Raw genomic sequence first — 12,058 nt, 5'->3', positions numbered from 1 at the left:
TTAGAATATAATTTGCAATTTGCCCAAAAGCTTTAGAGAGCAGATAGCAAACTTATGAATAATACAAATAATATCATGAAACAACTGCCGGAGGAGCAGCGTCCATATGAGAAATGTTTTACACAGGGCGAAAGCGCATTAAGTGACAGCGAACTGCTGGCAGTAATTTTGCGTAGTGGTACTCAGGGAAAGAATTCACTGACACTTGCACAGGAAATTCTTAAGGTTATGGAGAAATCTTCCTATCCCGGACTGACAGGACTTTTACATATATCTGTACAGGATCTTATGAAAATAAATGGAATCGGACAGGTAAAAGCCGTTCAGCTGAAATGCATTGGCGAGCTTTCCAAAAGGATTGCAAGAAATGCTGCCAGACCTCAGCTGGTTATGAATAATCCGGCTTCTATTGCAGCCTATTATATGGAAGAACTTCGTCATGAAGAACAAGAAGTTGTAATCTGTATGATGTCAGATGTAAAGGGGCACTTTCTGGGAGATAAAATATTGACCAGGGGAACTGCAACGGGATCAATGGTAACACCCAGAGAAATCTATATGGAGGCGTTACGCCGCCATGCAGTCAGTCTGATATTGATTCATAATCACCCAAGTGGCGATCCCACACCAAGTCCGGATGATGTACAGATTACGACAAGAATTTATCAGGTAGGGGAATTGATTGGCATACATCTCCTTGACCATATTGTAATTGGAGATCAGAAGTATTGTAGCTTCAGAGAAGAAGGATTGTGGGAAGAATGTGTAGAATAAGAGAGTACTGTTTATTCTGCATCTGGTAATCAGAAACAGAGGAGATACTGTCTGTCAGGATTTATATGCGGACAATAACGATAAAGGGGCAGATACATGCTGTTTGAGAAAACATATGGAATAGATTTGGGGAGCAGTTCCGTAAAGGTCTATTCTTTTTTTAGGAACAAAACTTATATTGAGAAAAATATGATTGCATCCAAAGGGCGTAAGATCATTGCTATGGGTAACGAAGCGTATGAGATGTTTGAGAAGTCACCTACAGATATTGCAGTTGCTTCGCCGATGACATTTGGTATGATTGCTAACCTGGAACTTCAGGAAATCGTTCTTTACAGCATGATTCGTAAGATCGATCATATTCTCGGATTTGGAGCGGTGATGTATTTTACAGTTCCGCTGGATATGACTGCCGTCGAGAAAAGGGCTTATTTTCATGTGGCAAACGGTCACTGGCTGAAGAAAAATCGTGTATTCATGGTGGAAGCACCAATCGCCGATGCGATTGCCATGGGTGTGAATCTGGAAGATCCGGAAGGAAATATGATCGTTAATATCGGTGCACAGAGTACAGAAGTATCGATTATTACTGACGGAAAGATTATTATCAGTAAGAAAATACCATTGGGTGGCAGACAGATGAATGAATCTATCTGCAGTGAAATACGTAAGAGGTATAATCTGCAGATAGGGACACGAACTGCCAAGAGGCTTAAGATGGTAATGGGACGTCTTAGTGATCAGAAAAAAGGAGTTCGAAAAGTTGTCGGAATCGACTGCATTTCCGGACTCCCGAGAGAAGAAGTCATTTCATCATACGTGGTAAATGATGGAATTATGAATTGTCTGAATGAGATTGCAGCAGAAATGAAGACATTTCTGGAACGAATTCCGCCACAGATTTCCTATCATATCGCAAAACAGGGTATTTACATAACAGGAGGCAGTACAAGACTGCCTTATATAGACAAATATCTTGCCAGTTATACTGGGTTTACCTTTAATCTGTCAGAACTTTATGAAACTTCGGCAGTTACAGGTCTTGAGAAAATAATCAGAGATAAAGATCTGCGTAAATGGGCAGTACCGATTACGCAGAGAAAACTATAATTTTTAGGGGTGCATCATGAAAAACCTGAAAAAGAAAGTACGTTTTAGGATTCAATTAAAAAGTAAACATCTTCTGGCCATTATGACGATCTTTTGTGTCAGCTGTATTGCTGCTACATTTGCTTCCGGTGTTACTACTGCACCATTGCAGGATGCGGCAGGTATTGTGATTGTCCCATTTGAGAACAGCATCAATAAGATCAGTTCTGTTCTTACCGGAATGCAGGATCGTATGCGCGACAAAGAAGAAATCCTCAGCGAAAATGAGAATTTAAAGGCACAGGTAGAAAGTCTTACAGAACAGAATAATAAGCTGATTCAGGATCAGACAGAATATGTAAGATTACAGCAGATGTATAATCTTGATGAGCAATATACAGAATATCCAAAGGTTGCCGCTGAGATAATATCCAAAGATCCTGGAAACTGGTATGATACATTTATGATCAACCGGGGATCAGCAGATGGAATACGTGTGGACAATAATGTAATTGCTGATAAAGGACTGGTAGGAATTGTAACAGAGGTAGGAACTCATTGGGCAACCGTACGTTCCATCATTGATGACAGCAGTAATGTCAGCGCCATGACAGTCAGCACGCAGGATAATTGTGTGGTAGAGGGTGACCTGGAATTGATTGATGAGGGAAAATTGAGTTTCAGTCAGATGTATGACCAGGATAATAAGGTAACAGTCGGAGAACGTATTGTAACGTCAAATATCAGTGAAAAATATGTAGAAGGATTGTTTATCGGATATGTCAGCGAAGTCCGGCAGGACAGCAACAATCTGACTAAAACCGGAACAATCGTCACACCTGTAGATTTTCAGCACCTGAAAGATGTACTTGTAATTACAGTAAATAAACAGGATTCTGTTGATGACAGCGGACAGGCAGCTCAGGAGGCAACTGCGAATGAAGAGTAAGATAACATTATTTTTTATGATTCTTATAAGTTTTCTTCTTCAATGTACAGTTCTTCATGTGATATCTATCGGATCTATCACACCGAACCTTATTCTGATTCTTTGTATATCGATGGGATTGATGCGAGGTAGAAAAAGTGGAATGTGGACAGGCTTTTTCTGCGGCTTTCTTGTAGATATGTTTTATGGATCTGTATTTGGATTTTATGCTCTGATCTATATGTATATTGGATTTCTCAGCGGATATGCACATAGAATCTGTTATGATGATGATATTAAAGTTCCGGTAATGCTTGCTGGTATTGGAGATTTATTGTATGGTCTTGCTGTCTATGCATTACAGTTTTTACTTCGTGGCCGTTTAGGACTTGGAACTTATTTATATAGAATTATCCTGCCTGAGATTTTTTATACAGTGATTCTTACATTGATTGTTTACCGGGTATTTCATTATATTAACTATCATTTTATGAATAATCCATCAAGGAAAGAAAGTGAGTCTATTTGGGTACTAAAATAAAAAGATTTTTTAAAAAGATACGAATAAAACGAACTACAGTATTGGTACTTGTTTTTGTGTTTATGTCTGCAACTTTAGTAAGACAGCTTTTTGAACTGCAGATCATTCAGGGACAGGACTATATCAGTAAATTTGAATCAAGGACGACCAAAAAACGTGTGATCAAGAGCACGCGTGGTAATATATATGATAGAAATGGAGAAGAGCTGGCAACAAATGTGCTGGCTTATTCTGTGACTTTTGAGGATAACGGAACTTATGATTCTACCAGAGAAAAAAATCTTACGCTGAATGGCATTGCTTATCAGGTTCTGAAGATTCTTCAGTCTAATGGTGATTCCATAAGCACCAGTTTTCATATTGTTCTGGACGAGAATGGAAATTATGTATTTGATGTGGATGAGGGATTTACACTGAACCGTTTTCGTGCAGATATTTATGGTGAAGCGCTGATTGATAATCTGACAAAAGAACAAAAAAAGGCTACTGCAGATGAGATGATTGAATATCTAAGCGGCAATAAGGAATTTTCCATTGTTCTCTATGGAGATAATGCTTATACCAACGAAGAACTTCAATCTCATGGTCTGCCACTGGAGCTGTCCAAACAGGATGTTCTTGATCTGGCAAAGATTCGTTACGGATTAAGTACAAACAGTTTTAAAAAATATATGGCTGTTACGATTGCCACAAATGTAAGTGAGAAATCAGTAGCTGCTATCAAGGAAAATCAGGCGGAGCTTCAGGGTATTGATATTGTAGAAGATTCTATTCGTAAATATATTGATGATGTGAGTATGGGACCGATACTTGGATATACAGGTCAGGCTTCCTCAGATGAATTGGAAGAATTAAGGGCAAAGAACCCTGATTATTCCAATGATGCAATTGTTGGTAAAACTGGCATTGAAAAATATATGGAAACTTCATTGCAGGGAACAGATGGTGAGGAAACTGTTACTGTCGATAACCTTGGTAAAGTACTTAAAATTGATGACAGTACAAGAGTGGAACCTGTGGCAGGTAATGATACGTATCTGACTATAGACAGTAGCTGGCAGTCTGCAATCTATCAGATATTGAAACAAAGAGTTGCCGGAATTTTGTTGTCTAAGATAGAAGCAACCAAGACATATGATTTCAGTGTTCAGGATGCAGCTCAGATTAAGATACCGATTTATGACGTATATAATGCACTGGTGTCGAACAGTGTTATTGATATCAGTAAATTCAGTGACGCAGATGCTTCTGATACAGAAAAAAATTTATATGCCAAATTTCAGCAAAAACAGCAACAGGTTTTTGATACAATAACTAACAGACTTACAAGTGAGAATCCTCCTGCTGTAAAGGATGAAGATGAACAGATTCAGGAATATCTCACATATATTTGTGATGATCTTCTGAAAGATACTCTTGGAATTATTTCAAAAAATGCAATCGATACATCTGACAGCACTTATCAGGTATGGACAACAGATAAAAATATCAGCCTGAAAGATTATCTGACATATGCAGCAAGTCAGAACTGGATCGATATTTCCAAATTTTCTACAGAAGGTGATTATCTGGATTCAGATGAGGTATATAAAGCACTTACAGATTATCTGATAGATTATCTGAAAACAGATAACAGTTTTTCTAAACTTCTGTACAAATATATGCTTCAGGAAGATACGATCTCAGGAAGAGAAATCTGCCTGGTACTTTATGAGCAAGGCATTTTATCGAAGGATGACGGCACTTATGAAGCATTGGCATCTGGTGCTATGACGGCGTATGATTTTATGATCAATAAGATTTATACCTTGGAGATTGAACCTGCACAGCTTGCACTGGAGCCTTGTTCTGCATCAGCAGTGATTACGGATGTAAAGACCGGAGATGTGTTGGCATGTGTTTCTTATCCTGGATATGATAATAACCGACTTGTAAATAATATGGATACAGAATACTATACAAAACTGTCTCTGGATCAGTCCAGCCCATTCTTTAACAAAGCAACACAGCAGACAGCGGCACCTGGTTCTACATTTAAGATTCTTTCTACGATTGCCGGAATGTCTGAAGGCGTGATCGATGATGGAACATATATTAATTGTACAGGTTCTTTTGACCTGGTAACTCCGCCAATTAACTGTTGGAATAAACAGGGACATGGGGAAATTGAGATCAGAGAAGCAATAGAACAGTCTTGCAACTATTATTTCAATATGGTTGGTTTTAAGCTTGGACAGGATGAGAATGGTGATTTTTCAGAAAATCGAAGTCTGAGTGTATTACAGAAGTATGCTGCTGAGATTGGACTTGATAAGAAAACAGGAATTGAGATTACGGAGTCTGCACCGCAGGTATCAAACTCATATGCCGTTCCGTCTTATATCGGCCAGGGTACAAATGCTTATACTACCAGCCAGCTGGCTCGTTATGCAACCGCTATTGCTACAAGTGGAAATGTATATGATCTGACTTTACTTGACAGGCAGACGAATTCTAAAGGTGAAACACTCAAAGAATATGAACCAGATATCATTAACACTGTTGATGTGTCACAGAATGTATGGGACGATATCCATGATGGAATGTATCGAGTGGTTCAGACTCATAAACAGTTTGATGGATTAGGAGTAGACGTGGCAGGTAAAACCGGTACAGCCGAGGTAAATATTTATCATCCGAACCATGGTATGTTTATCGGATATGCACCGGCTTCAGATCCTGAATATGCAATTGCAGTTCGTATTGAAAATGGATATACTTCCGGTAATGCATGCCTTGCGGCTGATGAAATTTTTAAATATATCTTTGAGTTAGCTGACGAAAAGTCTATTCTTACAGGTGTTGCCGCAAGTGATACCAGTGATACATCGAATGACTAAAGGTATTGCTGTTCACTCCATTTTCAGTAACTCTTATTGACACGGCGTGAGTGGTAATTGCAAAATCACGAATACACGAGAATACCAGGAGAGTGGAAAATTTTTTCAGGAGGAAATGTAACTATGAGTGAAGTCATTGTGATCACTTCCGGAAAAGGCGGAGTAGGGAAAACTACTACTGTTGCCAATATCGGGACAGGCCTGGCTATGCTTGGCAAGAAAGTTGTGGTGGTGGATACAGATATAGGGCTGAGAAATCTGGATGTTGTTCTGGGTCTGGAAAACAGGATTGTCTATAATCTGGTAGATGTAATTAATGGGAGCTGCCGCTTGCGACAGGCGTTGATTAAGGATAAAAGACATCCGGATCTTTGCCTGCTGCCATCTGCGCAGACAAAGGATAAATCTGCTGTATCACCAGAACAGATGATAAAACTGACCGATGATTTGAGAGAACAGTTTGACTATATTCTTTTGGACTGCCCGGCGGGAATAGAGCAGGGATTTAAGAATGCGATTGCCGGTGCTGATAAAGCATTGGTGGTTACTACTCCGGAGGTATCTGCAATCAGGGATGCAGACAGGATTATCGGTCTTCTCGAAACAAATGACATTCATGATATCCGTCTGATCATTAATCGCCTGCGACCGGATATGATTACAAGAGGTGATATGATGTCTGTGGAGGATGTGACAGAAATTCTTGCAGTTGATCTCATTGGAACAATTCTGGATGATGAACAGATTGTGATCGCGACCAACCAGGGAGAACCTCTCTCCGGGAAAGCTTCTCAGGCGGAAGATGAATATATGAACATCTGCAAACGTATTCTCGGAGAAGAGATTCCATTTGTTGATATTAACAGGAAACAGGGATTTTTCAGAAGGCTAAGTAATATTTTCAAAAACAATTAAATCGTAAGGAGGGAATCTGTGTGAAAGCTTTTTTTAAAGAAAAGAAGCGTTCAGCAGGATATGCAAGAGACCGAATGAAACTTTTGCTGATCTCAGAACGGATCGACTGCTCACCACAGATGATGAAAATGTTGCGGAATGATATGATACATACCGTAAAGAAATACCTTACCATCGATGAAAAACAGATAAAAATTCAGATTACACAGGAGCCGGCAATGCTTTATGTGTATATTCCTGTTTTGAATAAAAAGGATAGATAAATTATGTTAAAGCAATATAAATTAAGATTTTACAATTTCAGGCTGATTCTTTTTTTAATTGCAATCAGCCTGATTGGAGTTACATTAGTAGGAACTGCTGCTCCGGATCTGAGGTCAAAACAGTTTGCCGGTGTAGTGCTGGGAATTATAATTATGTTAGTCCTTTCCTTGATGGATTATTCCTGGATTATGAACTTTCAGTGGATAATGTATGGCTTCAATATTATAATGCTGCTGGTTGTGCGTATTGCTGGTGACAGCGCCAACGGTGCTGCCAGATGGATCGGTATTGGATCTTTCCGATTCCAGCCGACAGAGTTATCTAAAATCATCCTGATTATATTTTTTGCAAAATTTTTCATGGATCATGAAGAAACTCTGAATACATTAAAAACACTGGCATTATCTGCCGTATTGCTGGCAGTTCCATTATTTTTGATCTTACAACAGCCTGACCTGAAAAATACGATTACGGTTGTGGTAATCTTTTGTATTATGATTTATATCGCAGGATTGAGTTATAAAATCATTGGTGGTGCATTGCTTATTGCAGTTCCTCTTCTGATTATCTTTTTATCAATTGTTGTTCAGCCAGATCAGAAATTGCTCAAAGATTATCAGAGAAATCGTATTATGTCTTTCTTATATCCGGAAAACGAGGAGTATTCTGATGATATTGAACAGCAGAATAATTCCAAAACTGCGATTGCTTCAGGCGAATTGGTTGGCAAAAAGTTAAGTGGTGATGACAGTACGACTTCTGTCAATCAGGGTAATTTTGTATCTGAAAATCAGACTGACTTTATTTTTGCGGTTGCAGGTGAGGAATATGGATTTATCGGATGCGTGGTAATCGTATTGCTGCTGCTTGCGATATCATTTGAGTGCATCCGGATGAGTCTTCGGGCAAAAGATTTGTCTGGGAGGATTCTATGTTGCGGAATGGGTGGTCTGATCGCACTACAGAGTTTTATTAATATTTGTGTTGCAACAGGTCTTGCGCCAAATACCGGAACTCCGCTTCCCTTTGTAAGCTATGGATTGACTTCACTTGTAAGCTTGTATATTGGTATGGGAATTGTGATTAATGTGGGACTCCAAAGCAGTACATATAACAAGGAAATCATACAAAAAGAGATTGACAGGAGAGAGGATTACTTATGAGAAAAAGAAAGGAATCTTCAAATCAAATACAGGAAAGAAAATCAGCTACTCCGTATAAATCAGCCACGCCATACAAGCGTGCACAAGAAGACAAAACTATTCGAAACCAAAATTCCAGACCTGTACATACTGTAAAACTCCCAAAATCCCAGATGCCGTCCAGGCAGACGGAGGAACATAAGGCGTTACAGCGTGCAAAATATCAGAAAAAAAGGCGGATATTAAAGAACATCTGTGGAACTTTGGTAGGGCTGTTTGCAATTCTTGTAGTTATTGGTGGTGCATTTTATGGATGGAATATATTAAGTGGAAATTACTTCGGAACACCAGAAAGGGCTTTTGATTCCTCAGAAGTCTTTACAAATGCACTTGCATCTAAAGAAAATATGAGGACACAGTCTTTTGCACAGAAATTGTGTGTTTCCGCAAAGGGAGATGTTGACCGTATAAAAAATGCAACTTTGGAAGACGGGCAAAAGGGATTATTATTCAGCCTGAGTAATCACAAGGTTTTATATGCAAATGGAATTTATGATAAAGTATATCCTGCGAGTATTACAAAAATCATGACCGCAATGCTGGCATTACAGAGTGGAAAGCTGGATGATATGGTAACCATTACTCAGGAGAATGTTACTCTGGAAGAAGGATCTCAGGTATGCGGATTTGTGGCAGGCGACCAGGTTACTCTGGATCAGCTTCTTCACTGTTTATTAGTATATTCAGGAAATGATGCAGCTTCTGCTATAGCTGAATATGTCGGTGGCACTACAGAGAATTTTGTGCAGATGATGAATGATTATGCTGCCAGACTTGGATGCACAGGAACACATTTTACGAATCCGCATGGATTGCAGGATGAAAATCATTATACAACTCCGTATGATATTTATCTGATGTTGAATGAGGCATTTACATATCCTGAATTTACAGAGATTACAGAGTTACCATCTTACACAGTAACTTATACCGGAGCAGATGGAAGCCAGCTAAGCACAACCCTTACGGCAACTGATCATTATCTTACAGGAGAGGCAACTGCGCCAAAAGATGTTACCATTCTGGGAGGAAAAACAGGTACAACAGGTACTGCCGGTAACTGTCTGGCGATTCTTACACAGAATGCTTATGGCAAGCCATTTGTATCAATTGTTATGGGCGCTTCCACGAAGGAACTTCTATACCAGGAAATGAACTCTTTACTTCAGAATATTAATAGTTAAATAATAAAGAAATTTATGGTAAAATGACTGTAGCAGCTATGATCTGGTTGCTACAGTTTTTTATATTATAATGAGGATGATACGAATATGATAACCAGAGAAGAATTGAAGGATTTTAAAGAGCAGAGACGAAACCTTATAGAGCGGAAAAGGGATGAATTTGTACGAAACAGCCTGCTTTCCGATGAATTTCTTGAAATGCTTGAGAAAAATAAAAAACCAATGGATTTATTAATGTCTTATTATAAATGTGCAATCATGGAAATTGAGACAAAATTTAAAGTATTAAATCAGGAATATTCTCTTCAATATGATAAGAACCCTATCGAAAGTATTAAGACAAGGGTAAAATCTTATGACAGTCTGTTACGAAAAATACGAAACAAGAATATTCCACTGACACTGGATTCTATAGAGAAAAATATCACTGATATTGCGGGAGTTCGCGTGATTTGCTCTTTTCCTGATGATATTTATGAGATTGCAGAGAGTTTCCTGAATCAGGATGACATTACACTGGTTGAGAAAAAAGATTATATTAAAAATCCAAAACCAAGTGGATACAGGAGTCTTCATCTGATTGTACAAGTTCCTATTTTCTTGCAAAATACAAAGAAGCTTGTGACAGTTGAAGTGCAGCTTCGTACAATTGCAATGGATTTCTGGGCAAGCCTTGAGCATAAAATGAGATATAAGAAAAACATATCTACTGACCAGGTGAAGTTTCTTCAGGAGGAGCTTTCTGACTGTGCAAGACAGAGTGCGGCTCTGGATGAACGAATGCAGAATATTCGTAACGTGATAATTCAGAATTCTCCGGAAAAAGACTGTGAAGAGGGAATTTTTTTGCCATTGGGACTGCCGGTTAGCCGAGAGAACAGGAGAAAATAAACATGAGCGATTATATCACAACTTATACAGGAAAACATATTGATCCGGTGCATCCAATTTCAGATTTGATCTGCATAGAGGATATTGCACATGCGTTATCTTTGATTTGTCGCGGAAATGGACAGGTAAAAACATTTTTTTCCGTAGGACAACATTGTATTAACTGTGCCAGAGAAGCTTTGGCAAGAGGATATTCCAACCGTATAGCATTTGCCTGTCTTCTCCATGACGCCAGTGAATGCTATTTATCTGACGTACCAAGACCATTTAAAAAGACTCTTACTGGCTATAAAGAACAGGAAGAGAATCTATTGAACCTGATTTATCAGAGATCTCTTGGAAATCTATTAACGTCTGAGGAAGAAAAAAAGTTAATAGAAATTGATGACGATATGCTCTGGTTCGACCTGACTTATAGCTTCCGAAGGCTCAAGCAAACCAAACAGCAGCCAGAGGTACATATTACGATAGACTATAAAGTCAGGACATTTGAAGAGATAGAGAACGAATATCTGGAATTATTTCATTACTTTATGAGATAATTACAATGAAATTGTCATAGTGATATTGTTTTTATTATATTTTTATGCACGTTAAAAAGATACATGAATAGATAAATGCATAAGTGAAATGTCATAAGATACGTATGATGCCGAAAAGGTCAGTAAAATCAAGTGAATTTCAAAAAAATAATAAAAATTCACAAAAAAGATCAAATACCCCTTGTATTTTTGAATAATATGCACTATAATATATAACATATTAATTGAAATTTTTAGTCAAAATTAATATTATATATGTGTCTAAGGAGGAAAACAGCATGGTTGAACTGATTGTAGGAAAGAAAGGCAAAGGCAAAACAAAAGTACTGTTAGATAAGGTAAATAGTGCAGTAAAAGAGGCAAATGGAAGATATTGTCTACTCAGACAAGAGCACAAAACATATGTATGAGCTTAACAATAAGGTACGTCTGATTGATGTATCAGGATTTCCCATTAAAAATGCAGATGAATTTGTTGGATTTATCTGTGGTATTCTTTCTCAGGATCACGATCTTGAGCAGATTTATCTTGACAGTTTCCTTAAAGTATCTAAATTGGAGGAAAAAGATATTACAGGTACTCTGGAACAGTTAGATGAAATTGGTAAACAGTTTAACGTTACTTTTGTGATCAGCGTATCTTTAGACAAAGAAGAAGTTCCTGAAGTATTCCATGATAAAGTTATTGTTGCTTTATAATAACAGATAAACAGGAAAATATTTTTTATTATAATTGATATTAAAAACTACATAGCACGAAAATAAAAGGATATCTGCCAGCATATTTTAGAATTAGCAGATATCCTTTTTAGGATAATAAGCCGGAATCCTCGGCAATTCAATTACCGA

11 protein-coding genes and 1 pseudogene are annotated in these 12,058 nt (G+C 38.0%); all 12 read left to right on the top strand.

What is annotated here, in order from left to right:
* Positions 1 to 54 precede the first annotated feature (54 nt).
* The 12 genes and pseudogenes from radC to AC058W_RS00740 all read left to right on the top strand — a co-directional run bounded on the left by radC (position 55) and on the right by AC058W_RS00740 (position 11,908).
* Positions 55 to 774, top strand: a complete 720-nt coding sequence (gene radC / locus AC058W_RS00795) for a RadC family protein (protein ID WP_117677413.1) — start codon at positions 55 to 57, stop codon at positions 772 to 774.
* Positions 775 to 870: 96 nt separating this feature from the next.
* Positions 871 to 1,884 carry a rod shape-determining protein gene (locus AC058W_RS00790; RefSeq protein WP_117677412.1) on the top strand — a complete coding sequence of 338 codons (1,014 nt, stop codon included), beginning with the start codon at positions 871 to 873 and terminating at the stop codon, positions 1,882 to 1,884.
* A 16-nt stretch (positions 1,885 to 1,900) separates the two neighbouring features.
* Positions 1,901 to 2,812 (top strand): rod shape-determining protein MreC, encoded by a 912-nt coding sequence (gene mreC, locus AC058W_RS00785; RefSeq protein WP_479389560.1) that lies wholly within the window; start codon positions 1,901 to 1,903, stop codon positions 2,810 to 2,812.
* Positions 2,802 to 3,332 carry a rod shape-determining protein MreD gene (gene mreD / locus AC058W_RS00780; RefSeq protein ID WP_117677410.1) on the top strand — a complete coding sequence of 177 codons (531 nt, stop codon included), beginning with the start codon at positions 2,802 to 2,804 and terminating at the stop codon, positions 3,330 to 3,332. Before mreC ends, mreD begins: the two co-directional genes overlap by 11 nt.
* A 41-nt stretch (positions 3,333 to 3,373) precedes the next feature.
* Positions 3,374 to 6,211, top strand: coding sequence for a penicillin-binding transpeptidase domain-containing protein (locus tag AC058W_RS00775; RefSeq protein WP_479389559.1), 2,838 nt, complete (start codon positions 3,374 to 3,376; stop codon positions 6,209 to 6,211).
* Between the two features lie 123 nt (positions 6,212 to 6,334).
* Positions 6,335 to 7,126 (top strand): septum site-determining protein MinD, encoded by a 792-nt coding sequence (gene minD, locus AC058W_RS00770; protein ID WP_118610073.1) that lies wholly within the window; start codon positions 6,335 to 6,337, stop codon positions 7,124 to 7,126.
* Between the two features lie 20 nt (positions 7,127 to 7,146).
* Positions 7,147 to 7,389, top strand: coding sequence for a cell division topological specificity factor MinE (gene minE, locus AC058W_RS00765; RefSeq protein ID WP_118410924.1), 243 nt, complete (start codon positions 7,147 to 7,149; stop codon positions 7,387 to 7,389).
* A gap of 3 nt (positions 7,390 to 7,392) precedes the next feature.
* The gene (locus AC058W_RS00760) at positions 7,393 to 8,553 is read left to right on the top strand and encodes an FtsW/RodA/SpoVE family cell cycle protein (RefSeq protein WP_117677406.1); all 1,161 of its coding nucleotides are present in this window, start codon (positions 7,393 to 7,395) and stop codon (positions 8,551 to 8,553) included.
* Positions 8,550 to 9,776, top strand: coding sequence for a D-alanyl-D-alanine carboxypeptidase family protein (locus tag AC058W_RS00755; protein WP_330489915.1), 1,227 nt, complete (start codon positions 8,550 to 8,552; stop codon positions 9,774 to 9,776). The genes AC058W_RS00760 and AC058W_RS00755 overlap by 4 nt, the downstream gene beginning before the upstream one ends.
* 87 nt (positions 9,777 to 9,863) lie before the next feature.
* The gene (locus AC058W_RS00750; RefSeq protein ID WP_118610074.1) at positions 9,864 to 10,667 is read left to right on the top strand and encodes a GTP pyrophosphokinase; all 804 of its coding nucleotides are present in this window, start codon (positions 9,864 to 9,866) and stop codon (positions 10,665 to 10,667) included.
* A 2-nt stretch (positions 10,668 to 10,669) separates the two neighbouring features.
* Positions 10,670 to 11,209, top strand: a complete 540-nt coding sequence (locus AC058W_RS00745) for a hypothetical protein (RefSeq protein ID WP_479389558.1) — start codon at positions 10,670 to 10,672, stop codon at positions 11,207 to 11,209.
* A 278-nt stretch (positions 11,210 to 11,487) separates the two neighbouring features.
* Positions 11,488 to 11,908 (top strand): annotated as a pseudogene (locus AC058W_RS00740) (twitching motility protein PilT).
* The last annotated feature ends 150 nt before the right edge of the window (positions 11,909 to 12,058 follow it).

It is taken from the genome of Blautia sp. CGZ-1-C1, assembly GCF_056504575.1.
Note: the sequence above shows the minus strand (reverse complement) of the source record. Positions and strands in the feature narration are given on the sequence as shown.